The 26,791-nt window shown below is 27.3% G+C and carries 24 protein-coding genes; 12 read left to right on the top strand and 12 right to left on the bottom strand.

Annotation, left to right across the window (positions count from 1 at the left end; genetic code table 11):
* Positions 1 to 566: 566 nt before the first annotated feature.
* From cysK to BLT70_RS05230, 6 genes are all read right to left on the bottom strand, one after another.
* Positions 567 to 1,478 carry a cysteine synthase A gene (gene cysK / locus BLT70_RS05205; RefSeq protein ID WP_091892330.1) on the bottom strand — a complete coding sequence of 304 codons (912 nt, stop codon included), beginning with the start codon at positions 1,476 to 1,478 and terminating at the stop codon, positions 567 to 569.
* Positions 1,479 to 1,561: 83 nt separating this feature from the next.
* On the bottom strand, positions 1,562 to 3,550 hold the full coding sequence (gene uvrB / locus BLT70_RS05210; RefSeq protein ID WP_091892332.1) for an excinuclease ABC subunit UvrB: 1,989 nt from the start codon (positions 3,548 to 3,550) through the stop codon (positions 1,562 to 1,564).
* Between the two features lie 65 nt (positions 3,551 to 3,615).
* Complete coding sequence (locus tag BLT70_RS05215; RefSeq protein WP_091892333.1) at positions 3,616 to 8,037, bottom strand: T9SS type B sorting domain-containing protein; 4,422 nt, start codon at positions 8,035 to 8,037, stop codon at positions 3,616 to 3,618.
* A 44-nt stretch (positions 8,038 to 8,081) separates the two neighbouring features.
* Complete coding sequence (locus BLT70_RS05220; protein WP_091892336.1) at positions 8,082 to 8,927, bottom strand: ABC transporter permease; 846 nt, start codon at positions 8,925 to 8,927, stop codon at positions 8,082 to 8,084.
* An 83-nt stretch (positions 8,928 to 9,010) separates the two neighbouring features.
* Positions 9,011 to 9,910: an ABC transporter ATP-binding protein gene (locus tag BLT70_RS05225; RefSeq protein WP_091892338.1), complete on the bottom strand. Its 900-nt coding sequence runs from the start codon at positions 9,908 to 9,910 to the stop codon at positions 9,011 to 9,013.
* Positions 9,911 to 10,183: 273 nt separating this feature from the next.
* Positions 10,184 to 10,669 (bottom strand): hypothetical protein, encoded by a 486-nt coding sequence (locus BLT70_RS05230; protein ID WP_091892340.1) that lies wholly within the window; start codon positions 10,667 to 10,669, stop codon positions 10,184 to 10,186.
* Between the two features lie 73 nt (positions 10,670 to 10,742).
* On the opposite strand from BLT70_RS05230, the gene BLT70_RS05235 reads away from it, so the two are divergent.
* Together BLT70_RS05235 and BLT70_RS05240 are read left to right on the top strand one after the other, a co-directional pair.
* Positions 10,743 to 11,159 carry a PaaI family thioesterase gene (locus tag BLT70_RS05235; protein ID WP_091897424.1) on the top strand — a complete coding sequence of 139 codons (417 nt, stop codon included), beginning with the start codon at positions 10,743 to 10,745 and terminating at the stop codon, positions 11,157 to 11,159.
* Between the two features lies 1 nt (position 11,160).
* Entirely contained in the window at positions 11,161 to 12,219 is a 1,059-nt protein-coding gene (locus BLT70_RS05240) for a chorismate-binding protein (RefSeq protein ID WP_231962824.1), read from the top strand.
* Between the two features lie 122 nt (positions 12,220 to 12,341).
* On the opposite strand, the gene BLT70_RS05245 is transcribed toward BLT70_RS05240, so the two are convergent.
* A complete protein-coding gene (locus tag BLT70_RS05245; RefSeq protein ID WP_091892342.1) occupies positions 12,342 to 12,701 on the bottom strand; it encodes a PUR family DNA/RNA-binding protein in 360 nt (119 codons plus the stop codon).
* A gap of 79 nt (positions 12,702 to 12,780) precedes the next feature.
* Positions 12,781 to 14,535 (bottom strand): ABC transporter ATP-binding protein, encoded by a 1,755-nt coding sequence (locus BLT70_RS05250; RefSeq protein WP_091892344.1) that lies wholly within the window; start codon positions 14,533 to 14,535, stop codon positions 12,781 to 12,783.
* A gap of 147 nt (positions 14,536 to 14,682) precedes the next feature.
* On the opposite strand from BLT70_RS05250, the gene nusB reads away from it, so the two are divergent.
* From nusB to BLT70_RS05290, 8 genes are all read left to right on the top strand, one after another.
* Positions 14,683 to 15,621, top strand: a complete 939-nt coding sequence (gene nusB, locus BLT70_RS05255) for a transcription antitermination factor NusB (protein WP_091892346.1) — start codon at positions 14,683 to 14,685, stop codon at positions 15,619 to 15,621.
* A gap of 52 nt (positions 15,622 to 15,673) precedes the next feature.
* Entirely contained in the window at positions 15,674 to 16,138 is a 465-nt protein-coding gene (locus BLT70_RS05260; protein ID WP_091892348.1) for a DUF1573 domain-containing protein, read from the top strand.
* A gap of 4 nt (positions 16,139 to 16,142) precedes the next feature.
* The gene (yajC, locus tag BLT70_RS05265) at positions 16,143 to 16,460 is read left to right on the top strand and encodes a preprotein translocase subunit YajC (RefSeq protein WP_091892351.1); all 318 of its coding nucleotides are present in this window, start codon (positions 16,143 to 16,145) and stop codon (positions 16,458 to 16,460) included.
* 100 nt (positions 16,461 to 16,560) lie between these two features.
* Positions 16,561 to 17,499 (top strand): CdaR family protein, encoded by a 939-nt coding sequence (locus BLT70_RS05270; RefSeq protein ID WP_091892353.1) that lies wholly within the window; start codon positions 16,561 to 16,563, stop codon positions 17,497 to 17,499.
* Positions 17,500 to 17,502: 3 nt separating this feature from the next.
* Positions 17,503 to 18,099, top strand: coding sequence for a dephospho-CoA kinase (gene coaE / locus BLT70_RS05275; RefSeq protein ID WP_091892355.1), 597 nt, complete (start codon positions 17,503 to 17,505; stop codon positions 18,097 to 18,099).
* Between the two features lie 129 nt (positions 18,100 to 18,228).
* The gene (locus tag BLT70_RS05280) at positions 18,229 to 19,764 is read left to right on the top strand and encodes a sensor histidine kinase (RefSeq protein ID WP_368086345.1); all 1,536 of its coding nucleotides are present in this window, start codon (positions 18,229 to 18,231) and stop codon (positions 19,762 to 19,764) included.
* Between the two features lie 11 nt (positions 19,765 to 19,775).
* Positions 19,776 to 20,477, top strand: coding sequence for a response regulator transcription factor (locus BLT70_RS05285; RefSeq protein ID WP_091892358.1), 702 nt, complete (start codon positions 19,776 to 19,778; stop codon positions 20,475 to 20,477).
* Between the two features lie 70 nt (positions 20,478 to 20,547).
* Positions 20,548 to 21,168 (top strand): L-threonylcarbamoyladenylate synthase, encoded by a 621-nt coding sequence (locus tag BLT70_RS05290; protein ID WP_091892360.1) that lies wholly within the window; start codon positions 20,548 to 20,550, stop codon positions 21,166 to 21,168.
* Between the two features lie 99 nt (positions 21,169 to 21,267).
* Here the strand turns inward: BLT70_RS05290 and BLT70_RS05295 are convergent, their stop codons facing one another.
* Both BLT70_RS05295 and BLT70_RS05300 read right to left on the bottom strand, forming a co-directional pair.
* Complete coding sequence (locus BLT70_RS05295) at positions 21,268 to 22,266, bottom strand: glycosyltransferase family 2 protein (RefSeq protein ID WP_091892362.1); 999 nt, start codon at positions 22,264 to 22,266, stop codon at positions 21,268 to 21,270.
* Between the two features lie 68 nt (positions 22,267 to 22,334).
* Positions 22,335 to 22,778, bottom strand: coding sequence for a type I restriction enzyme HsdR N-terminal domain-containing protein (locus BLT70_RS05300; RefSeq protein ID WP_091892364.1), 444 nt, complete (start codon positions 22,776 to 22,778; stop codon positions 22,335 to 22,337).
* Positions 22,779 to 22,795: 17 nt separating this feature from the next.
* On the opposite strand from BLT70_RS05300, the gene holA reads away from it, so the two are divergent.
* Both holA and BLT70_RS05310 read left to right on the top strand, forming a co-directional pair.
* The gene (holA, locus tag BLT70_RS05305; protein ID WP_091892365.1) at positions 22,796 to 23,797 is read left to right on the top strand and encodes a DNA polymerase III subunit delta; all 1,002 of its coding nucleotides are present in this window, start codon (positions 22,796 to 22,798) and stop codon (positions 23,795 to 23,797) included.
* A gap of 1 nt (position 23,798) precedes the next feature.
* Positions 23,799 to 24,251 (top strand): DUF1569 domain-containing protein, encoded by a 453-nt coding sequence (locus tag BLT70_RS05310; RefSeq protein WP_091892366.1) that lies wholly within the window; start codon positions 23,799 to 23,801, stop codon positions 24,249 to 24,251.
* Between the two features lie 59 nt (positions 24,252 to 24,310).
* Here the strand turns inward: BLT70_RS05310 and BLT70_RS05315 are convergent, their stop codons facing one another.
* Together BLT70_RS05315 and BLT70_RS17315 are read right to left on the bottom strand one after the other, a co-directional pair.
* Positions 24,311 to 25,231: a hypothetical protein gene (locus BLT70_RS05315; protein ID WP_091892368.1), complete on the bottom strand. Its 921-nt coding sequence runs from the start codon at positions 25,229 to 25,231 to the stop codon at positions 24,311 to 24,313.
* A 117-nt stretch (positions 25,232 to 25,348) separates the two neighbouring features.
* Positions 25,349 to 26,575: a PAS domain-containing protein gene (locus tag BLT70_RS17315; protein ID WP_197678381.1), complete on the bottom strand. Its 1,227-nt coding sequence runs from the start codon at positions 26,573 to 26,575 to the stop codon at positions 25,349 to 25,351.
* Positions 26,576 to 26,791 lie beyond the last annotated feature (216 nt).

Here is a 26,791-nt window from a genome sequence, read left to right on the forward strand (position 1 = left end):
TATTATTAAATATTATTGAATTTTTTTTAGATGTATATCTTTTGTTACTAAGTTATTTATTTATAATTAGTATTTAAATATGTAACTTGTAAAAAGATGTTCTAATTAAAGTGTCTAAATTTTTAAACTAAAAATTTAAAAAGCAATTTATGGTAAATGTTTACGTGGAGAGATTTTTTTTAATTTGATTTTTGAAATCAATAAAAATAAATATTCTAAAGTTATGTAGTTTTTGATTGCTTACATTCATTGTGCAAATTTACAAAAATGGTTGCCCTTGGTCAAGTTATATAGGTTTTATTAAAATTTTTAGCACTTGATTAACATGTAAAAAGTACTTATTTAAAAAAGTTATATAAACATTTGTTGTGGTATTAACTAGTTTAATTTTTATTATTTATGGCAATAAATTGAATCAAGTTATGTCGCTTATAGATTAATATTTGATGTTAAAAGAGCTACAATAAAAGTTATAAACTTTATTGTAGCTCTTGCTTAAGTTTGTTTATTAGGAGTTAGTTATAGAAATAGATTAGAAATTTTAATCAATACTATTACCTAAATTTTTATGACAATAATCCTTCAATAGAAATGTAACGTTCACCAGTGTCATAATTTATGGTTAAGATAGTTTCATCTCCTTTTAAAGTTTGCAATTGTTTTCTAACAGCAGCTAAAGATGCACCTGTAGAAATACCAACTAAAATACCTTCGGATTTTGCTATGTTTTTAACTTCAGAAAAAGCTTCTTCTTTTGTAATTCTGATTGCCCCGTCTATAATTTTAATATTAAAAGTTTCGGGAATAAAGCCTGGTCCAATACCTTGCAAAGGATGAGGTCCTGATTTGTCTCCAGAAATTACTGCAGAATCATTAGGCTCTACAGCAAATACTTTTAAAGAAGGATATTTTTCTTTTAAAACTTCTGTCATTCCTGTAATATGACCACCAGTACCAACACCTGTAATTAAATAATCTAATCCTTCTGGGAAATCATTTATTACTTCTAAAGCTGTGGTTTTACGATGTATTGCCGGGTTAGCAGGGTTTGTAAATTGAGAAGGCATCCAAGCATTTTTATTTTTAGCCACCATTTCATTTGCTTTTGCTATTGTGCCACCTAAGCCTAATTCTTTTGGAGTTAAAACAATATTTGCGCCATAAGCTGTCATTAATGCTCTTCGTTCTACAGACATAGATTCTGGCATTACTAATGTTAATTTATATCCTTTTATAGCAGCAATCATTGCTAAACCAATACCTGTATTTCCAGAAGTAGGTTCAATAATTTCTGTATCTTTAGTAATTAGTTTTTTTTGTTCTGCATCTTCTATCATTGCTAAGGCAATTCGATCTTTAATGCTTCCTCCAGGATTTGATTTTTCTAGTTTTATCCAAACATTTGCATTCGGAAATAATTTAGATAATTTTACTGTTGGTGTGTTACCTATGGTTTCTATAATGCTGTTAAATTTCATGTTTTTTTAGATTTTATGTTCTTTATGCACTTGCTATTGATCTGGTTTATGTAATTAGTTTAGTATTATTTATAATTAAAAACTTACAAACTTTCTTTTAAAGTAGTAATTTCATCTCGCAGTTTTGCTGCTACAATAAAATCTAAATCTTTAGCTGCAGCTTCCATTTGTTTACGTTTGTCTCTTATACGTTTTTCAATTTCTTCTTTAGGTAAATATTGTAAATCTTGCTCTGCTGCAATTTGTTTTGCATTGTCGTAATGATAACTAGAAACGGCGCTTCTAGATAAAGTATCATCAATTTTTTTATTGATTTGAGTAGGTGTAATGTTGTTTTTTGTATTATAAGCTATTTGTTTTTCTCTTCTACGTTCTGTTTCGTCGATGGTTTTTTGCATGCTGTTCGTCATTTTATCAGCATATAAAATTGCCAAACCATTTACATTTCTTGCAGCTCTACCAACTGTTTGAGTAATTGAGCGGTGACTTCTTAAAAAACCTTCTTTATCAGCATCTAAAATTGCAACCAAAGAAACTTCTGGTAAATCTAAACCTTCTCTTAAAAGGTTTACTCCAATTAAAACATCAAACAAACCTTTACGCAAATCTTGCATAATTTCTACGCGTTCTAAAGTATCAACATCAGAATGAATATAACGACAACGAATATCTACTCTTGCTAAATATTTAGTTAACTCTTCTGCCATTCTTTTGGTTAAAGTCGTCACTAAAGTTCGTTCGTCTTTTTCTACTCTAATTTGAATTTCTTCAATTAAATCATCAATTTGATTTAAACTTGGTCTAATTTCAATTATTGGATCTAATAATCCTGTTGGTCTAATAATTTGCTCTACAAAAACGCCTTCTGTTTTTTGCAATTCGTAATCTGCTGGAGTTGCAGAAACAAAAATAGTTTGATTTTGTATTGCTTCAAATTCATCAAACTTTAAAGGACGATTGTCCATAGCAGCAGGTAAACGAAAACCATATTCTACCAAGTTTTCTTTTCTACTTCTGTCGCCACCATACATTGCATGAGTTTGCGGAACTGTTACATGGCTTTCATCAATAACCATTAAATAATCATCAGGAAAATAGTCTAATAAACAGAATGGTCTTGTACCTGGTTGACGACCGTCTAAATAACGAGAATAATTTTCAATACCAGAACAATAACCTAATTCACGAATCATTTCAAGATCGAATTCAGTTCTTTCTTTTAAACGTTTTGCTTCTAAATGTTTGCCAATTTCTTTAAAATAATCTACCTGTTTCATCATATCTTCTTGAATTTGATGAATGGCATTTTGTAAAACATCCGGAGAAGTTACAAACAAATTTGCAGGATAAATAGTAAGTTCATTAAAGCTTTCGATAACTGTATTGTTTTCTAAATCGAAAGATTCTATTTCTTCAATTTCATCTCCAAAAAAGTGAACTCTATAGCCGTAGTCTCCATAAGATGGATAAATAGTAACGACATCTCCTTTTACTTTAAAGGTTCCGCTTTTAATTTCTACTTCGGTTCTAGAGTACAAACTTTGCACTAATTGATGTAAAAATTTTGTTCTTGCAATTTGCTGATTTACTTCAATAGGAATTACATTTTTCTTGAATTCTACGGGATTTCCAATTCCGTATAAACAAGAAACGGATGCAACAATTAAAACATCTCTTCTGCCAGAAAGTAGAGAAGAGGTTGCTCTAATTCGTAATCGTTCAATATCATCATTAATAGATAAATCTTTTTCTATATAAGTTCCTGTAACAGGGATGTATGCTTCTGGTTGATAATAATCATAGTAAGAAACAAAATATTCTACTGCATTTTTAGGAAAAAATTGCTTGAATTCTGAGTAAAGTTGAGCAGCCAACGTTTTATTGTGTGCTAAAACTAAGGTTGGTTTATTTACTTCTTTAACAAGATTTGCTACTGTAAAAGTTTTTCCTGACCCTGTTACACCTAATAATGTTTGAAATTTCTCGCCCGATAAAACTCCTTCTTTAAGTTGTTTTATTGCTTCTGGTTGATCTCCTGTTGGAGAAAATTTTGATTCTAACTTAAATTCCATTTTACAAAAATACGGATACTTTCTAAAAAAGTATCCGTATTTATTTATGATTTAAAAGCGTGTTTTTACTTTCTGATTAAAGAAAAATGTCCTTTTTTGTTGATGGTTGGTTTTGTTGTATCCGCAGGAATTAGCGTAACATTAAACCAGTAATCATCCGAAGAAAGCGTTTTTCCTCCATAAGTTCCGTCCCAACTTTGGCTGTCAATTGGTAACTGAGCTACTAATTTTCCAAACCTGTTAAAAATATTGATGCTGCTAGTTGGATAAAAAGTTTTGTTTACACCTCTTACAATCCAAGTGTCATTATCTCCGTCAGCATTTGGCGTAAAGAATTTTGGAAACTGAATTACAGAAACTAACAAAGTTGTGTCTGGAGAGCATCCGTTTTTATCGTTTACAATTATTTTATAAATTCCGCCTTCTAGGTTTTCAAAAAGAGGATCGTCTTGAAAACCAGCAAAAGGAATTCTCGTATTTTCATCTGTGTTTTCAATTGCAAATTGATAATCACCAGGACCTAAATCATTGTCAATTGTGTTAATTGCTATAGATAAATTGCTTTCGCTACCAATATTATTAGATTCATCAATAATGGTGATAAAACTATTTTCTAAAGTTGCAATATTTGATTCGTTTATAACAATTGTTTCTGTTCTAGAACAGAAAGTTCCGTTAGTAGTTGTAGCAGTTACAGTGTAAGTTCCCGCAACGGAAATATTAACATTGTCTTCTGTGCTAACAGTATCTCCGTTTTGATATTTCCAAACATATTCGTAAGTACCTTTCTGATTTTCTACAAAAATATTAAGTGGTAAATTGTTTAAACACAAAATTTGCGGAGTTGTTACCGTAAAATCTGGTAATGGATTTACAATTACATCAAAAAAGGCATCATCATTTATACAGCCAGTTTTTTTGTTTTGTATGCGAACATAAATTGTTTCTGTTGCTGATGAGTTTTCGTAAGGAGATGAAATTGGCAAATTTCCAGATGTTGCATTTGCTTTTGATGAATGAAAAGTTACATTAAAATCATCTGGATCTTGAGAAGCGCCTAAAATTTCAGGAATTTTCCCGTCTAAATCGATGGTTTGAATAATGTTATTTGCATCATCAAAATCATCATTATTATCACATTCAGAAAGATTAGAAATTGTTTCGAAAGTTGGTTCCGGATTTACAATTACATCAAAATTAGAAATTCCATTTGCACATTGTGCATCAGCATTATAAACACGTACATAAATTGTTTCTCGATAAGGTGTTAAATTAGTATATGGTGAAACTAAAGGTGAATTTCCATTTTGTGCTTCTGCAAGTGAATTGTGATACGTTACAGAATAAATTTTTGGATCTTGAGTTCCTAAAATTCCTGAGGTTTGACTTTCTAAATCAATACTACTAGAAAATCCATTTCTAGCAGAATTATCTATATCATTATCACAAACGTTTAAATCGTCTACAAAATTGGCAATTGGTAAAGGATTTACAATTAAATTAAAGGTTATGTGGTCTGTAAAACAGCTAGTTGAGTTGTTTGTGACTCTAACATAAATGGTTTGTAAATCTCTTACAGAATTTGTAAAAGGAGATGAAAGAGGATCGTTTCCAGAATTTGCATTTGCGGCAGAATCATGATATGTAACTGTAAAATCTGCTGGATTTTGAGTTCCTAAAATTGTTGCAGTTTGGCTTTCTAAATTAAAGTTTTGTACAATTCCGTTTGAAGTACTACCATCTTTAATATTATCACATTCTTCAAGATTTTGTACTGAGTTTGCCTTAGGAACGGTATCTACATTTAGGGTTATGTGAGGTCCTAGTCCTAAACAATCATTGTTTAAATCACTATCTACACGAATAAATATTTTTTGAGTAGTTGAATACCCGATATTTCTGTATTTACTTGTATTTATAATTGGATCTTTTTCTGCTAATGCGTCTGATTCATTTCTGTAATAAGTTATAGTGATCTGCTGACCAATAGGAAATAATTTAATTACTTCTTCATTAACAGAACTAAAATCGAAATTTGTAATTCCATCAGTATCAGAATTTGAAATAGTATAATTTCCATCAGAATCTAAGAAATCATCACATTCAGTAAAAGAATATTGAAATGTTTCTGGGATTCCTGTAGTAGAAACTGTTAATAAAACTTCTGAAATTCTGTAACAACCAAAAGAAGTTTTAGCACGTGCCCAAACTGTGTCTGTATTTTGAGTTCTATTTCTAAAAGTTGTAGTTTCATCAATAGAATATGCATTTGAACCTGCATTCGCATCGGCTAAAGTAGGGTAGAAAGTAAAGGATTCATTTTGATAATCTGTTGATATACTTGTTGCAGCTTGGTAAAGATTAAAGTTAGAAAAACCATCTGTATCATTATCGCATTGTTTTAATTCTACTTTACTATTGATAATTGGCAACGGACTTATTTCTAAATTAAAACTTTTACTAGCATTAAAACAAGTAGAGCTACTATTGTTTTCTACACGAACAAAAATAGGTTGTGAATTTGCTTTTATATTTGTGTAATTGGTTGTTTTATCTATAACATCTATTAAAGAACTAGTTTGAGCACCGTTAAGTGTTGTGTGATAAGAAATACTGTATTTTGTTGGATCTAAGCTGCCAAGAATTTCTGAATTTTTATTTGATAAAATAAAATCATTAACAATTCCGTCTGTATCTGTACCTATTGATGTGTTGTCGCAAACTCTATACTCTGTAGGATCCTGGATAATTGGTTCTCCGTAAACATTCAATTCGAAATTTGTAATTTCAAAACAGGTGTTAATTGCTTGATTATTATGAATTCTAACATAAATTGTTTCTTTACTAAAAGCTGTAGGGTTTTTATAAGGTAAAGTTATAGGGTTTACTAAATCTATAGCATTTTCAAAAGAATTGTAATAAGATATATTTGATATTAAAGCATTTTGTCCATTTAAAACTTGTGAATTTATTGTAGTTTCTAAATCAAACTCATTAAAACCATCATTATCAGAATCACAAAAATTTATATCATTTGGTTTATTTGCAGTTAGAGATTCAAAAACTTCTATTTGAAATGATGCTGTATATTGTGTAAAATTATCGCATTCATCTTTTAATTTAACAGTAAGAGTGTAGTTACCTGTATCTTCCAAATTAATATTTGTTAGTTGTAAATTTGGTTCGGTAGAAATTATGGTTGAGTTAGTGTCTTTTATAAAACTCCATTCATAAGTAATTTCAGAACCCACAATTTTTTCTGATGTTATTTCTTTATTTTGTCCTGTACATAATTGTAATATTTCGTCGTTTATACTATTGCCGCTAGAAGTTTCTGTAACTTTTACAGGTAATAATAAAGAGGAAATAAAAGGAGGTAAACCTTGACTTGCAGTTACTCCAGAACCAGGAGTTGTAATTAAAACAGATCTATGAGAATAATCACAATTAGCACCTAATTCGTTAGGGTTTTTAATAACATTTATTCTTTCAGAACCATTACTTGTCCAATATATTTTACCATCTGGCCCTAGTTGTAAGGCGCCTCTTGCATTATTATATGAATGAACTAAATATCTTGAATCATTTATTGCATCTATTGAAGGTTGTGTTAAATCAAATTGAAATAAGTTTTCTATTGAATTAGAAACTTGACCTGTAGATATATATACTCTTTCACTATTTCTTGAAAATTCTACTCCATATCCATCACCATCTACATTTAGCTTTTTAATATTACTTACAATACCTGTTTCATCATTAAAGTCTAATAAAAAAGAACCTGCAGACATATTTGCAGCAACTATTTTTGTGCCATTTGGTGAAACTTTTAAATATCCTCTAGAATCATTATTGAAAAAGTTACTAATATTACTTTTAATAGGATTATTATAATCTACCCCAGAACTATTTACTTTATAAGAATAAAAGGTGTTACTAACTAAAGAAATTACCCAATATTCATTGCAGTTTTTTCCTCTAACTGCTGTAACTTTTTCAGACCAAAAATCAATAAGACCATCAGATAAATCTCTTGGTCCACTAACTACATCACCTAAATTATTATTTTTGGTCATATCAATTGTATAATACCAAAAACCTTGATTTCCGCTAGATGCGGCACCAACAACAAAAAGGTAATATAAATTTGGGTTACCAGGCGCCGGAATTGTTAATGCTGCTTGAGAGCTTGAAGCATCACCTTGAATGCTAACTCCGTTTTGCATTGGTTCATTATTTCTGTTCCAAATTGTTAGGTTGTTAGTGGTTGGGGAAGGTGCACCAACATAAAATAATAATTCTCCATCTGCATTAGAAAAAGAAGAACAACCTTCAACAGTATTTAAAAGGCTTCCATCAACAGGAACAGGTTGGCCAGAATTAAAATCTAATGCTGCATTTGCACCAAAATACCAAAAATTAGCTTCTTTTTGAGAAAATATATTTAATGTAAAGATTAGTGGTAAAAAGAGTAATATTTTTCTCATTTATTAATGTTTATTATAAAAACATCAAATATATTTAAAAAGTATTACAAATCTCTCTTTTTTAACAAAGCGTAAGACAGGTAAATAAAGATAAAAGTCCAAAAAGAAACGATTAAAATAGTTGAGAATTCTACCGCATAACTTTTAGTAAAAGTTTCACCCATTGTATTGGCTGCAGATCTTACTGCGCCTAATCTAGAAAAAGGTTCTTTTATTAAATTAGTCATAGATTCTAGAGGTAAAAATTGCATAACTCCATCTACTTTATCTCCTGTGTTTTCTGCATCTTTAAAAACCCAATATAAATAGCCTTTAAACATACTTTCTGCAATTAACCAAATAAACATTGCTCCAACAGCAAAAGCAGAACGTTTTACAAGAATTCCTAAGAATAATCCAAAAGAGAAAAAGCCAACTAATTTTATAAAAAATGCTAATAAATAATCTAAATCAGAAAAAATAATTGCTAATTCATTATAATCAGAATAAACTAAACCTAGAACTAAAGAAACTACGAAAACAAAAATTGTAGAAATTAAAGCAAAAGTAATTACAGTGTAAAATTTTGATAAGATAAATTCCTTTTTACTTAAACCATCAATTAAATTTTGTTTTAAGGTTTTGTAACTATATTCGTTAGACATCATGGAAACAATTACTAACAATAAAAAGAATTTTAAAATGGCAGCAATATAGGTGTTAAAGTGCCATATATAAGGAAAATTGAAAATTCCAGCTTCTGCTAAATGCAATTTAAAATCCCCGAATTCAAACTTTATAGCAGCAATTAATGCGATTGACGTTAGCAAGCCAAAGTAAATAATTGATAACACTTTACTGGCTTTATTGTATTTTAATTTATGAAATTCTATAGTAAGAAGTCTAAACATGGCGTTTTATGTTTTGGTAAAATATTTTATAGTTTTTTAACTTTTATAAATTGATGTAAAAAACTAGTAAAGATTTTTGTTGATTAATTGTTGTTGGTTAAATCTAAAAATTGTTGCTCTAAACTAGGTTTACGTTTTACCAAATGAGATAAAACAACTCCATTTTTAAATAAATAAGCATTTATTTCTGCGGATGAAATATTGTTATTTAAAGTTGTAATTAGTGTTTCATGATCTTTGGTAATTTTACCAATTGCTTCATGGTTTTCTAATAATTTAATTAATTCATCTTCTTTTTCATCAACTTTTAACTCAAACAAACCATTAGATGCTGTCATTTCATCAACACGACCACTATATAATTTTATTCCTTTTCTAATAACAACAACGTGAGAACATACTTTTTCAACTTCATCTAAAAGATGAGAAGCCAATAAAATTGTTGTTCCGTTTGCTGCTATCGATTTTATAATTTGACGAATTTCGTGAATTCCTTGCGGGTCTAGACCATTAGTTGGTTCATCTAAAATTAAAATTTCTGGATCATTTAACAATGCAGAAGCAATTGCTAAACGTTGTTTCATTCCTAAAGAGAATGTACTAAATTTACTATGTCTTCTCTCAAAAAGATTAACCGTTGCTAATTTTTCATCAATTTTCTCTGTTGATATTCCTTTTATTTTACAAATCAATGCTAAATTTTGAGTTGCAGTCATGTAGGGATAAAAGTTTGGGCGTTCTATAATTGCGCCAACTTTTTTTAAAGCTTCGTGTGTAGATAATTGTCCTTTAAACCAAGAAAATTCTCCTGAAGTTCTGTTTACAACATTTAAAATAATACCTAAAGTTGTAGATTTTCCACTACCATTAGGGCCTAAAATTCCGTAAACATTTCCTTTTTGAATATCAAAAGAAAGGTTGTTAACTGCATGAACTTTACCGTATTTTTTATCGAGATTTTTGAGAGATAAGATTGTTTCCAAAGAAATTGTTTTAGTCGGTTATAGAGTTTAGACGACCAATTTACAATTTTGTTACGTAAAAATATGTTATCATTTATTAATTATCACTTTTTGTTACGATTAATAATTTTGATTTATTCATTAAAATTATAGTTGAAAGTTTTTTAATTATCAATAAATAATTTCTGTAAAGTTTTAAAAAGTTGCTTTTTTGAGATTCTTTTTCTTTGGATAAAAAAAGCGTTTATCAAATTAGTTGATAAACGCTTAAGCTTTTTATAAATTTAAAATTATTTAATATTCATTAAAATCATAATCATCAAAATCATCGATGTCTTCATCGCCAAACTCGTCTTCTAATTTTTCTGCAACAAATTCTTTTTTAGGTTCTTTTTCTGGCATTTCACCAAAAGATAAAATTGTTTGAGGTAGGTTTTCATTTTTTTCTGATGAAATTTCTACAACATCTACATAAAAGGTCCACATCTTTAAGAAATCGTAAACATAAATAAGTTTACTGTTTTCTTGGGGTAAAACTTCATCAACAAAACAAGTTTGCATAGAAATTTCTTCGCCAGCTTCTGCCATGTTAAATAACGGAATTTCTTCACCTTGATTCCATTCATCATCAGTTCTGTAGAAAGAAGCCATTTCGTGTCCTTCAAAACCAAAAGAAGCTGCAATTGTTGTGTGTAAATCTTCTAAATTAATGCTCTCGTCAACCAAAATAGTTCTAATAACGTCTTCTTTGGTATCTAAAATAATGCGTATTTTATACATAAAAATCAATCAAAATATTGATGCAAAAATACAAAAAAATAATGCGTATTTTTACTTTTTAAACTTCTTGTTAATGGATAAAATAAAAACCCTAGAAATTTTAAACAATCTTAACAAAAATACCTTAATGGAAACTCTAAATATTGAGTTTGTAGATGTTGGTACTGATTATGTTACAGCAAAAATGCCTGTAAATTCGAAGGTTCATCAACCTTACGGAATTCTACATGGCGGCGCAACTGCAGCTTTAGCAGAAACGGTTGGTAGTTGTGCTTCTGCGCTTTTTGTAGACACAAAAACGAAGATTGTTAAAGGAATTGAGTTAAGTATTAACCATGTAAAAAGTAAAAAAGAAGGATTTGTTTTTGGTATTGCAAAACCAATTCATCAAGGAAAAACAACACATTTATGGGAAATTAAAATTATCGACGAAGAAGATAATTTAATTTCTATTTGTAAACTTACCAACATTATTTTAGACAAAAAATAGCTTGAAAATTTTTAATAATATTACTGCTTTTTATAAAGAGGCGAAACCTTTTGTGGTATATAGAAAACCAAATTCATTTACTATTTCTGGTTTTTTTATGCGTGATGAAACTCTTTTTTTTACTGATAATTTTGCCGAATCTGGTTTTGTTTTTGCACCTTTTGATAGCGAGCAAAAAGCAATTTTATTTCCATTTAAAAAATCTGAATTTATTACAGAAAAACTTTCTTTAGATACTTTTATTACTGATGAAAAAACTTTTTCGGCGGATGAAGCTTCCAAAGAAAATCATATAAAATTAGTTGAAAAAACGATTAAAGAAATCAAAAAAAATGATTTTAAAAAAGTAGTAATTTCAAGAACTGAAGAAGTAGAAATTTCTGATTTTAACTTGCTTGAAATTTATCAGAAATTATTGCAGAATTATAGTAATGCATTTGCGTATGTTTGGTTTCATCCAAAGGTTGGTTTATGGCTTGGCGCAACGCCAGAAACGCTTTTAAATATTGAAAATTCAGTATTTACAACCATGTCTTTAGCAGGTACTCAAGTGTATGAAAATACCGAAAATGTTGTTTGGAAAAATAAGGAATTAGAAGAACAACAGTTAGTTACAGATTTTATAAAAAATCAATTAACAGACATTTCATCAAATTTAAAAATTGATAAAACAGAAACTGTAAAAGCTGGTAGTTTGTTGCATTTAAAAACAAAAGTTACAGGAGTTTTAAATGAAAAATCAAACTTAAAAACGTTGGTAAGAGCATTGCATCCAACGCCGGCTGTTTGTGGTTTGCCAAGAGAAAAAGCGAAAAAATTTATTTTAGAAAACGAATATTATAAAAGAAGTTTTTATACCGGTTTTTTAGGGGAATTAAATATTGAAAATTCAACAGTTAACATTCAAAATTCTTCGTTGTTTGTGAATTTAAGATGTATGAATATCAACAAAAATAAAGCATCTCTTTTTATTGGTGGCGGAATTACAAAAGACAGTAATGCTACAAAAGAATGGGAAGAAACTGTTTCTAAAAGTAATGTAATGAAACGTGTTTTATAAAAAAAATCGTAAACATTAAATGTTTACGATTTCTAAAATATATATTAAACTTGAATTAAGAATTGTTTTATTTGTCTTAGTTTTTAACAAACTAAAAATCAAATATTAAATGTTTTTTATCTTTAAATATCATCAAAAGAAATATCTGTAAAACTGTCTGTAGATTTAGTTTGTTCTGTAGTTTCTTCTTTCTTAAAATCTTTTTGATGGCGCTCGCTAATTACTTCGTTTCCTTTTTCGTTAAGAATGTAATCTGTAGCTTTGCTTAACATTTGGTGAAAATCTGTAAAATCTTCTTTGTATAAGTAAATTTTGTGTTTTTGATAATGAAAAGTTCCATCATCGTGCGTAAATTTTTTGCTTTCGGTAACAGTTAAGTAATAATCATCTGCTTTTGTTGCTCTAACGTCAAAAAAATAGGTTCTTCTTCCTGCTCTTAATACTTGTGAAAAAATTTCTTCCTGTTCAACTCTCTCTGCCATAATTCTTTTAAATAGTTGTTATAAATTGTTTGTTATACCTACAAATCTAATAAAATATTTTAGGTAGCAATGTTAAAGATTACATTTCTTTTTCTAAAAGTTGTTGATCGTATAAATCTTTGTAATAACCACTAACTGTTATTAATTGATTGTGAGTTCCTTGTTGTATGATTTTACCAGCATCTAATACAATAATTTTATCTGCATTTTTTGCTGATGAAACTCTGTGACTAATAATAAGAGTGGTTTTGTTTTTAGAAACTTTTTCTAAATTAGATAGTATTTTTTCTTCAGTTTCTGTGTCTACAGCAGATAAACAATCATCAAAAATTAATATTTTAGGGTTTTTAATAATTGCTCTCGCAATAGAAACACGTTGTTTTTGTCCGCCAGATAAAGTTACACCACGTTCTCCAAGAATGGTTTTGTATCCGTTAGCAAAATCTATAATATTATCATGCACAACTGCATTTTTAGCTGCTTCAATAATTTCTTGTTCAGTAGCATCTTCTTTTCCAAATTTAATATTATTTTCAATTGTATCAGAAAATAAAAAAGGATCTTGAGGAACAAAACCTATTTGACGCCTAACATCATATAAATTGGCTTCTTTAATTGGTTTATCATCTAACAAAATAATACCTTTTTGAGTGTCGTACAATCTTGTTATTAATTCGATAATTGTGGATTTACCAGAACCCGTTTTTCCTAAAATTGCTAGTGTTTCGCCTGGATTTACTGTAAAATTGATGTTTTTTAAAGCTGTAATATCTGTATCATCATAAGTAAATGTTACGTCTTTAAAAGTTATTTTACCGTAAATATCTGTGTGAGAATCGTTTTCGTTTTTAATTTCTGGTACTTGATTTAAAAATTCATTTATTCTTGCTTGAGAAGCATCAGCTTGCTGAATCATTGAGGTTACCCAGCCAACAATTGCAACTGGCCAAGTAAGATAATTTACATATAATAGAAATTCTAGAATAGTTCCAGATTTTATAGTTCCGTTTATGTATTGTAAACCACCAACATAAACCACAATTATATTACTAATACCAATTAATAAAACTATTGATGGAAAAAATAGTGCATTTGCCTTTTCTAAATGGATGTTTTTTTCTTTGTTATCATTAGAAATTTTATCAAAATCTTTGGTCATCGATTTTTCTATTCCATAAGATTTTACAACATCAATTCCCGAAAAAAGTTCTTGCGTAAATGTTGTTAATTTTGATAGATTTTGTTGTACAATTGTGCTTCTTTTGTGTATAATTTTACTTAAAAAGAATACAGAAAAAGAAAGTAAAGGAAAAGGTAATAAAGTGTATAAGGTAAGTTTTAAATCAATTTTTACCATTTCTGCAAAACAAACAGCAAACAGTACAATCATATTGGTGGTGTACATTACAGAAGGGCCAACATACATTCTAACCTTTGTAACATCTTCGCTAATTCTGTTCATTAAATCGCCAGTTCTATTGTTTTTATAAAAATTAAGCGATAATTTTTGATATTGCTGATAGATTTCATTTTTTAAATCGAACTCAATTAAACGAGAAGTAACAATAATAGTTTGTCTCATTAAAAAAGTTAAAAACCCACTAAAAAACGCAACCCCAATTATGAGTAAAATATTTATAAAAAGCTCATGTTTTACAATGTCTAAATCAGTAGTAGTTCCTTTTAAATAATCTTCGACAATATTTAAAGAATTACCAACAAGTTTAGGTACTTTTAAAGCTATAATTTTAGAAAGAACTGTAATTAAAATTCCTATTAAAAATCGCCATTTGTATTTAGAAAAATATTTATTTAAATATTGTAGAGCTTTCAAAGAAAATTGGGTTAAGAAATAAAGCACGAAGATACGCGTTTCAAAAAGAATCTTTTTCTTAAAAAAGTATTAAAAAAGCTGTTGTAAAACTAAAATAATACTACTTTTGCAGCGCAATAAAAATGCCAACAATTTAAGTTCTTTACAATGATTAACAGAAGACATATTCGAGTTAAAGTAATGCAATCTGTATACGCAATGCAGCAATCTAATAATGACGATATTATTAGAGAAGATAAATTTTTAAAGCATAGTATTTTAAAAATGTTCGATTTGTATGTTTTAAACATTCAACTTTTAGTTGAAGTTCAAAAACTAGCAGCAAAAAGAATTGCGCTATCAAAAAAGAAAATTCTTGTTACAAAAGAAGAATTAAACCCAAACACTAAATTTTTAGACAATAAAGTAATTAACGCAATTGCAGAAAGCATAAGCGTAGAGAGTTATATTGAGATGAATAATCTTAATAACTGGGAATTAGATTCTGAGTATGTTAAAATTATTTTAGATGAATTACAAAAAAGTGATTTATACAATAAATATTTAAACACAAAAGAAAGTTCTTTTAAATTAGACAAAGCTTTTGTTGTTGATTTCTTTAAAGAAATTATTGCTCCTAATGAAAAGTTGGCAGAGTATTACGAAGACAAAATGATTTCTTGGGTAGATGATATTCCTTTTGTAAATACTTGGGTAGTAAAGTCTTTAAGTAAATTTAAAGAGATTGGAATCTTTGTTGTAGGTAGTTTGTATAAAGATAAAGATGATGAAGATTTTGTTTCTGCTTTATTTAAGAAAACGGTTTTAAAACAACAAACCTACGAACAAGATATTACAGATAAAACGCCTAATTGGGAAACTGATAGAATTGCAGATATTGATATGATTTTAATAAAAATGGCAATTACTGAGTTTATTAGTTTTCCGTCTATACCAACAAGAGTAACTATAAATGAGTATATAGAAATAGCTAAAGATTATTCTACAGAAAAAAGTAGTTACTTTATAAACGGAGTTTTAGATAAAATTTCTAAAGAATTTATAAATAATAAAAGAATTGTTAAAATAGGAAGAGGCTTACTATAAAATATTGTTTTAGATAATTAATTTAGTATTTTTACAAAAAATTTTAAACATCATGAGAAAAATAACAATTTTGTTAGCTTTTGTTTTGTCAGCAAGTTTTTTTACAGCTTGTAAAAATGCAGATAATGCAGCAAAAAAAATTAACAAAGAAAATGTTGACAATGCAAAATCTAGAGATTTAGAAATTAAAAAAGGAGTAGCATCTATTTCTTTTGATAAATCAGAATTTGATTTTGGTACTGTAAATGAAGGAGATATTGTAGAAACTGTTTTTAAAGTTACCAACACGGGTAAAACAGATTTAGTAATTACTAATGCACAAGCAACTTGTGGTTGTACAATTCCTGTTTGGCCAAAAGGAGCAATTAAACCAGGCGAAACTGGAGATGTTCAAGTAAAGTTTAACACAAACGGTAAACCAAACAGACAACAAAAAACAGTTACATTAACTACCAATACAGAAGCAGGTAGAGAAATGTTAACAATTAAAGGGATGGTTACACCAAAAAGTAAATAAATATATGTTTTCAACAATAGGATTACAATTCGATACCGGTAGTTTAGCTTCAATGTTACCTTTTGTAGCAATGATAGGGGTTTTATATTTTTTTATGATAAGACCACAAATGAATCGTCAAAAGAAAGAGAAAGCTTTTCAAGCAGAAATTAAAAAAGGAACAAAAGTGGTTACTTCTAGCGGTATACATGGTAAAATTGTAGAAATAAATAATACTGATAATACTGTAACGATAGAAACTGGAGCTGGTAAAATTAAGTTTGAACGTTCTGCTATTTCTATGGAATTAAGTAAAAAATATTTAGCACCTGCTATTAAATAATTTTACTAATTAATATAATTAAAGTGAGCTTTTTCTTTTTAGTTGAAGCTCACTTTTTTTGTTTTGTATCTTTTTACTAGATTGCAATAAAAAAAATAAGGTGAAAACTACCCAAAAAATACCAAAAACATTTATAGGCTTTTTAATTGCTTCTTTTTTTATTTGGTTGTTAATTACCTTTTCAAAAGAATATTCTACTGTAATTACTTGTCCTGTAAATTATATAAATATACAGCAAGATAAGTTGTTGCAAGAAACACCAATTAAGCAAATTGATATTGCCGTTAAATCGTCTGGGTTTAAACTTTTAAGGTCTAAAATTTATAATAAAACAATTAATTTAGAGTCTTCTGTTTTACAAAGAAAAAAAGGTTCTAAGTATTATTTATTAGTTAAAAATCAATTTACTAAAATTCAAAAACAATTAAAATCGGGTATTCAATTACAAGAAATTTTACAAGACACAATTTATTTAAATTTAGGGTTATTAAAATCAAAGAAAGTAGTTTTAAAACCAGATTTAGACATTAAGTATCAAATTGGTTATGCTCTTTTAGGTGATATAAAAGTAGTTCCAGATTCTATAGTAATTTCTGGTCCAGAAGATCAACTAAAAAAAATAACATCTCTTAATTTAAAAAAAATAACATTAAATGATTTAAAAGAAAATTTTTCTGAAGAAGTACAGATTGTTGAGCAAACTAAAGGTAAAAATCTTAAGTTTAGTACTGCAAAAGCAACTGTTTCTGGAAATGTAGAAAGATTTACAGAAGGAAGATTAAAGATACCGTTTATAACAAAAAACCTTCCAGATCATATTAATTTAACCACACTTTCTGATAATGTAGAAGTTGTGTTTATTGTTGCTTTATCTAATTTTACTAAAGTTTCTGAAGCATCATTTACAGTAGAATGCGATTTTGAAATATCAGAAAAGAATAACCTTTCTTATTTAATACCCAAAGTAACAACAAAGCCAGATTTTATAAAAAGCTTTAAAATTGTACCCACAAAAATAGATTTTCTAATTCAAAAATAAAACATGATAGTTGGTTTAACAGGTGGCATTGGAAGTGGTAAAACTACAGTTGCTAATTTATTTTTTAAGTTTAAAAATGTTGCTATTTATATTGCTGATGTTGAAGCTAAGAAATTAATGAATTCATCTGAAGTGATTAAAGAAAAATTGATTAAAGAGTTTGGAGACCAAGCTTTTGTTAATCAAAAATTAAACAGAAAGTATATTTCTGAAATTGTATTTAATGATGCAAAAAGATTAGCTACTTTAAATGCGATTGTTCATCCGGAAGTAAAAAAACATTTTAAAGATTTTGTTAACAAGAATTTAGATAAAACATATATTATTTATGAAAATGCAATTCTTTTTGAAAGTAAAAGCAATCTTTTTTGTAATTTTATTATAACAGTTTATGCAGATATAAGTACGAAAATTAAACGAGTTACTTTAAGAGATACATCAACAAAGGAAGAAGTGTTAAGTAGAATGAAAAATCAATGGAAAGACGATAAAAAATTGTTGCAATCTAACTATATAATTTGCAATGAAAACCTTGATGATTCCAAAAAACAAGTAAATTATATTCATAATATTTTAACAGAAAAATATAGATACCTTTAAGTATTTTTACTGATACTGTTAAAACACTCTTAAAATTGCATTAATTTCGTATAAAACCTGAATTTCAATTTTTGAATAGCTTAATTTTGATTTATGGGCAAGAAAATGTTTGTTCTTATTGTAGTATTAATGAGCTTTTCCCTAATTGGGATTATAGCTGTGCAATTGTATTGGATTAATAATGCCGTAGAAAGTAAAAAGGAACAATTTAAAAATGATGTTCAAAAATCTTTGGGTAGTGTTACCGAAAAGATAAATGAAAAAGAACGAAGTCTTTTTGATAAAAAGTTTGAGGGTATTCTTGAATCTGCAGTATTAGCAAATAAAGCTCAAATTAAAAGTCTTTTCTTTCAAGAGATAGACACAACAAATCATCAAAAAATTTCTTTTGGATCTACCATTTTAGAAGAAAACATTGAAATTCCTACAGAATTTTTATCTAACGATTCAGTTATTTTTAAAAGAGTTACAGGTAAAAAAGATTTTTTTCAATCTAAATTAATAAAAGGTCCAGATAATTTATTTTCTGCTACCGATGAAAAAAGTTATTCATATACTAAACGATTAACAAATATAGAAAAAAGTCAATTTTCTGAGTGGTTTAAAGATTATAATAGAATAAATCCTATTCATAAAAGATTAAGTAATAGGGAGCTTAACGAAACAATAAAAGAAGAGTTAAAGAAAAGAAACATCGATTTAGATTTTAAATATGGTGTTTATGGTAGAGATGGTTTAGCAATTAATTTAAAATCTGGTTATTATACAATTAATAAGAAAGATAGTTATTCGTTTCCATTATTTTTTGATTCTAATGATGAACCAGAATATTTATTATATATAACATTCCCAACTAAAAATGATCATATTTTATCTGGTCTTTCTAATATATTATTGTTGTCTTTGTTCTTTATTTTTATAATAATTGTTGCATTTTCAAGTTCATTATATCAATTACTTCAGCAGAAAAAAATATCAGAAATTAAAACTGATTTTATTAATAATATGACGCATGAGTTTAAAACTCCAATAGCAACCATTAATTTAGCTTTAGATTCTATAAGAAATCCTAAGATTCTAAATGATGAAGAAAAAGTTTTGAGATACGTGCAAATGATTCGTGATGAAAATAAGAGAATGCATACGCAAGTAGAAAATGTGTTACGTATTTCTAGGTTAGAAAAAAATCAATTAGAACTTAGTAAGGATATTGTTGATGTTCACGAAATAATTGAAGACGCAATTAGTCATGTTAGTTTGTTAATTAATAACAAAAACGGAATTGTAGAAACACATTTTGAGGCAATTACTACAGAGATTTCTGGTAATGAATTTCATTTAACAAATGTTATTGTTAACATGTTAGAAAATGCCATAAAATATTCTTCAGAAAAAAGTCCGAAGATTGATGTTTACACAGAAAGTACAAATAAGTTTTTTATTTTTAAAATAAAAGACAACGGAATAGGAATGACAAAAAGTGTACAAAAACTTGTTTTTGACAAATTTTATAGAGAGCAAAAAGGAAATATACATGATGTAAAAGGTCATGGATTGGGCTTAGCTTATGTAAAAGAAATTGTAGAAAAACATCATGGAACAGTTTTTGTTGAAAGTGAAAAAGGAGAAGGAAGTATATTCACAGTAAAATTACCTTTAATATAAAAGTATACAAAATGGGAAGTAAAAAGATTTTATTAGTAGAAGACGATCCGAATTTCGGAACAGTTTTAAAAGATTATTTAGCGTTAAACGATTATAATGTAACACACGCTAAAGATGGTATAGAAGGTTTAATTATGTTTAAAAACAGTGATTATGACTTATGTATCTTAGATGTTATGATGCCAAGAAAAGATGGTTTTTCTTTAGCACAAGACATTAGAGTAACAAATAAAGAAGTGCCAATTATTTTTTTAACGGCTAAAACATTAAAAGAAGATGTTTTAAAAGGATATGCTGTTGGTGCAGATGATTATTTAAATAAACCTTTTGATTCTGAAGTATTATTGCACAAAATTAAAGCAATTTTACAAAGAAAAGATAGCGATCAATCTAAAGAATCAGAAGAATTTGAATTTAATATAGGTTCTCTTTTCTTTAATTCTAAATTACGTCATTTATCTGATGGTAAAGATGGTGAGCCTGTTAAATTGTCACCTAAAGAAAGTAAATTGTTACGTATGTTGGCTATTCATAAAAATGATTTAATGCCAAGAGAGTTAGCGCTTACAAAAATATGGAGAGACGATAATTATTTTACTTCTAGAAGTATGGATGTTTACATTGCTAAACTTAGAAAATATTTAAAAGCAGATGAGAATGTTGAGATTTTAAACATTCATGGAGAAGGATTTAGGTTAGTAGATAAGACTTAATATTTGTAGCTTCCCAAAAATATAACTCAACTTGTATACTTCAAGTTGAGTTTTTTTGTATTTTTATACTATGGCAGAATTTGTTAAATTATACAATGACAACCCAAATCAAAGACAAATAGATAAAGTTGTTAAAATTTTAAAAAAAGGAGGATTAATTATTTATCCTACCGATACTGTTTATGGTTTAGGATGCGATATAACGAATACTAAAGCCTTAGAAAAAATAGCACAGATGAAAGGTATAAAATTAGACAAAGCTAATTTTTCTTTTGTTTGTAACGATTTAAGTCATTTATCAGATTATGTTAAGCAAATAGATTCGCCAACTTTTAAGCTTTTAAAACGTGCCTTACCGGGGCCTTATACTTTTATTTTACCAGGAAGTAATAATTTACCAAAGTCTTTTAAAAATAAAAAAACTGTTGGTATTCGTATTCCTGATAACAATATTGCTAGAGCACTTGTTACAAGTTTAGGAAACCCAATTGTGTCTACATCAATTAGGGATGATGATGATGTTTTAGAATATACAACAGATCCAGAATTGATTTTTGAAAAATGGAATCATTTGGTAGATGTTGTTATTGATGGTGGTTATGGTGATAATTACGCTTCTACAATTATTGATTTAACAGATGATTATCCAGAAGTAATTAGAGAAGGAAAAGGAAGTTTAGATATACTTTAGGTTTACTCTGTAAATTTAAAAGTATGAAAGTAAATTAATTTGTTAGTTTAATTGATTCAGTTTTTTTGTAGAATTGTATTGAGAGCAAATTAAAATTAGTTACTTTAAATCTGTAAATTTTTTTCTACCCATAACAAAATACTGCCAAACAATACTTGTGTGTAGATTATAATCAGATTTTTTTTGAAGTACTTTTCTCTTTTTTAAGAATTTAAAAAAGTTTTTGTAAAAACTAAAATGTGCTTTTACAATTGCCCAAGTATGTATTGGTCTTAGTTCTAAAATAAATTTGATTCCTGCAATTCCGTCTAAAAGTAAACGTGAAAAAACTACAAACAAAAACCATTTTTTAGGCACGTTTTTCACCACATTTAACAAACTATTTCTAAAATTTAAAAATGTTTTCTGCGGATTTGTTTCTTGTAAAGTTGCGCCACCAACATGATAAACAGTTGAAGATCCAACATATTTTACTTTGTAACCAATATTTTGAGTTCGCCAGCATAAATCTATTTCTTCTTGATGTGCAAAATAATCTTCATCAAAACCATTTAATTTACAATAGATTTTAGAACGGATAAATAAACAAGCACCAGATGCCCAAAATATTTCTGAAATATCATTATACTGATTGCTGTCTTTTTCTAAATCATTAAAAACACGACCTCTGCAATAAGGATAACCATATAAATCAATAAATCCGCCTGCTGCACCAGCGTATTCAAATTTAGTTTTGTCTTTAAAATCTAATATTTTTGGCTGAATAATAGCTGTATTTTCATCAGACTTAAAAACATCTAAAATAGGAGAGAGCCAATTTTGTGTAACTTCTACATCCGAATTTATGAGACAATAAATATCTGCATCAATTTTTTTTAAAGCATCATTATATCCTTGTGCATAACCACCGTTTTCTATGTTTTTAACAATTTTTACTGATGGAAAAGCGTTTTTTATATAAGAAATAGAATCATCATCCGAAGCATTGTCGGCCACGTAAATTTCTGCTTCATCTGAGCTAAATTTTACGATAGATGGTAAAAACTGTTCTAACAATTTTTTTCCATTCCAATTTAATATGACAATTGCTGTTTTCAAGGATGCGAATTTACAGTTTAAAAATTAGTTTACTGATAATTATTTCTTAATAAAAAAGGAAAGATTTGTTATTTATAATCTGGTATTTCTTTTAAAAAAATATAGGTTTCATTTTCGAAATCCATTTTACAGTAAAAATGCTCTAAACCATTTGTTACAATCAGAAAATTGGCTTTTAATTTTAAATTATAGCGCGCAATTTGATCAAAAGTATCTTGTGTAATTTTAATTGAAGGCGCTTTACATTCCACAATAATTTCAGGATTTCCATCCGTATTAAAAACTAAAATATCTGTTCTCTTTTTACGATTGTTAATTGTTAACTGTTTTTCTAAAGCGATTAAAGAGGTTGGGTAGTTTTTTTCTTCAATTAAAAAAGAAACATAATGCTGACGAACCCATTCTTCTGGCGTTAAAACCATATATTTTTTTCTCAATTTATCAAAAATAAGCGTCTTATTTTCTTTACTTTTGAGTTTGAAATTATACGTTGGTAGGTTGAGTTTAATCATCAATCAAAAGTAAGAAAATGAACGAAATAAGAAACATTGTTTCAGATATTAAAAATGGTAACTTAAAACCTATTTATTTTTTAATGGGTGATGAGCCTTATTATATTGATAAAATTTCTGATTATATAGAAGAAAATGTTCTTGATGAAGCAGAAAAAGGCTTTAATCAGCAAATAATGTATGGTAGAGATGCAAGTGTAGAAGATATTGTTTCGTCTGCAAAGCGTTATCCTATGATGGCAGAAAGACAGGTTTTAATTATAAAAGAGGCACAAGATTTAAGTAGAAGCATAGAAAAATTGTTGTCTTATGCAGAAAATCCGCAACCAACAACGGTTTTAGTTATAAATTATAAATATAAAAAACTTGATAAACGTAAAAAATTACACAAAGCAATTGTAAAATCTGGTTTAATTTATGAAAGTAAAAAGTTGTATGAAAATCAGGTTTCAGATTGGATTCGAAGAGTTTTAAGTGGCAAAAAATATCAAATAGAACCTAAAGCATCACAAATGTTAGTGGAGTTTTTAGGAACTGATTTAAGTAAAATATCGAATGAGTTAGATAAATTAATGATTATTCTGCCAAAAGAAACCATTATTGATGACAAACATATTGAAGACAATATTGGAATTTCTAAAGACTTTAATAACTTTGAATTGCGAAAAGCAGTAGGAGAGAAGAACGTTTTAAAATCGAACAGAATTATTAACTATTTTTCTGAAAATCCGAAGAATAACCCAACAGTTATGACGATTTCTTTGTTAAATAGTTTTTTTACGCAACTTTTATTATTTCATGGTTTAAAAGATAAATCTAAAAATTCTGTTGCTAGAGCTTTAGGTGTAAATCCTTATTTTGTAGATGAATATTTTTTAGCTGGTAGAAATTACCCAATGCGCAAAGTTGCGCAAGTAATTGCTTTTTTAAGAGATGCAGATGTAAAAAGTAAAGGTGTTGGAGCAAATTTAACACAAGAAGATATTTTAAAAGAATTGTTATTTAAAATTTTACATTAAAATGAAAAATATATTTACAAAGGAAGTTGTTGACGAAATAGTTAAACGAATAAATAATTTATCTCCAAACACACAAGCAAATTGGGGTAAAATGTCGGTTTCACAAATGTTAGCTCATTGTTGTGTAACTTACGAAATGGTTTATACAGACAAACACCCAAAACCAAATGCATTTGTAAAAATGATGTTAAAAATGTTTGTTAAAAAGACTGTTGTTTCTGATAAAACTTACTCTAAAAATAGTAGAACTGCTCCGCAATTTATAATTTCTGATGAACGAGAATTTGAAAAAGAAAAAAAACGTTTGATAGATTTTATAAATAAAACTCAAAAATTAGGTGAAAAATATTTTGATGGAAAAGAATCTCATTCTTTTGGTAAACTAACAATTACTGAATGGAATAATTCTTTTTACAAACATTTAGATCATCATTTAACTCAATTTAAAGTTTAATCTTAACAGATAGTTTTAATAAAAGCTTTAATTTAAGATTATAGGATGTTAATTTAAAATTATTGGAGATCTTTTTTATTAGTGTTTTTAGAAACATTTTCCTTTATATTACTTACATCATAATTTTTAGAAATATGAGAAATATAAATAATATTTATAAAAATAAGTATTAATATAAAACTACTTATTCCAAATGTTGAATTTACCAAATCTAAGTTTATTGCTACTAATAATACACTACCTAATGCTATAGGGAAATAGATAATTTTTGGAAGTAATTTTCTAAAAAATTTATTAGATTCAGATTTTCCTTTTGCTAAATTTATTATGTATAAGCTATTATTATTTAATATTAGTAGTATAGAAATTATAAAAAAGACTATTGAGGTATGAAATGCCATTGATTGAAAAAAGTAAGTTCTTTTTTCTAAAGGAATCATTAAAAAGTAAGATACTAATGCAATTAAAGAAATTAAAGCAACGAACAAAACAGTATCTTCACTTAGTTTTTTAATTATCTTTATTTTAGAGCTATTACCTAAAAAACCAAGACCTAATAGAATTGAACATAAGGCAGTTGCGGGAGACATTCTTCCTGGGTTTTCTAAAGAATAATTGTCTTCAACAAAAACATTATCAAACTTAAAGCTAGAAATATCAAAATATTCAATAAATGTTATAACTCCAATAATTATTGTTGTTACAGCTAAAAAATTATAAACTTTTTTAAAAGATTTATTATTTGCTCTAAGAATAACTAAATTAATACCCGCAATAAAAAAAATTAGAGCAGTATTAAATTTCATTGTAGCACTTTCAGGTAAAATACTTAAAAGGAATCTTATATCTAAAAACCAACCTAACATTACTGTTAAACTCACTAAAAAGCAAATAGCAATAACTGCTTTTTGATAAATGTCTATAAAGGAATTTTTTAAATTGTAATCTTCAATAGTTTTATTTGAAAAGTATTTTTTCATTTCTTTTTCTTTTAGCAAACTAAAAATAAACAATTAAAATGTTAAATAGATAATTTTATAGGTTTTTTTTATTGAAAAATATAAATTAAATATAAAAAAAGAAGAAAAACATTATTTTTATGATGAAATTGTGAACTTGTTATTTATTTCTAAAAAATCACTGATATTTCCACTAGAATTTTTAATTGGTATTATTGTGGTATTTACAGTGTAAAAACTACCGTCTTTAGATTTATTCTTTATATCTCCAGTCCATATTTTTCCAGAAATAATTGTTTGCCAAAGGTTTTTAAAGAAATTATTATCATGATAGCCAGAATTTAACAGCGTATGAGAGCTACCAATAAGTTCTTCTCTAGAATATTTTGAAATTTCACAAAAAGAATCATTTGCATATTTTATTTTTCCATCAATATTAGTAATAGAAAAGATCGCAGTATAATCTAGTGCTTCATTAAATTCTACAAGATTTTTGTTCTTTAATTTTAAATTATTTTCAAGTAATTGTCTTTTTGTATCAATTAAATTTAGGTTTATAGACAATTTAGAAAGATAAATAATACAAATTGGAGTTAGTATAATAGTGAAAGTAACTAGGCCAAAATCGATACTTAACCATTTTTGGTTTATAGCTAATAATATGGCATTCGCAATAACTGCAGGAATTAAAATAATTAAAGGAAGCGATTTTCTAAAAATATTACTTCCAATAGATTTATCAAAAAATAAACTATTAAATATTGAGTTTTCTCTTTTAAACATTAATAATAAAGAAATAGCAAAAAATAATACAGAAGTATGTATTGCCATTGTTCTAAAAATAAAAGATTTATTTTCTGATGGTATTATAAGTATATAAGAAATGATTGAAATAAATGAAATTATTGTTACTAATACTTTAGTGCTTTTACCAAATTGTATAAGTAAATCGTTATTCGTTTTACAGGTTAAAAAAGAAATACCGATTAAAATAGAGCAAATTGCGGTTGCAGGAGACATTCTACCAGGATTAACTTTAGAAAAAGAATCCTTTATAAAAAGGTTGTCTATTTCAAAAAAAGTAAATCCACCATATTCTACTAAAGTAAATAAACCAAGTAAAATAGTAATTGTACTAAATAACTTGTAAAGTGATTTGTAAATTTCTTCTTTTTTATCAAAAATGAATAAGTTTATACCTAAAAGTAGAAATATTAAAGCGGTATTAAACTTCATTGTTGCACCACTAGTAAAAAAATATAAAATTTCTTCGGATTTAGTAAACCAACTAATTATAACAGCTAAGCTAAAAAATACACAACTAATTATTATTAATTTATTAGCAGTTTTTTTTATATGGTTCATTTTTACCAAAGTTTGGGGGCTATTCATGTTTATAAAATTGAGAAATGTTAAGAATTATTATTTATATTATTAAATTTTATTTATAAAATTTATAATACATATTTAACTTGAGAAGTTAAATTGCAGTAATTTAAAGAATTACGTTGGGGGTTGCTAAAGTAATATTTTTTTTAAATAATGAAAATTTTAAAATTTAAAAGTTTAACGTCTTAATAA

The organism is Polaribacter sp. KT25b, from assembly GCF_900105145.1.
Classification (GTDB): domain Bacteria; phylum Bacteroidota; class Bacteroidia; order Flavobacteriales; family Flavobacteriaceae; genus Polaribacter.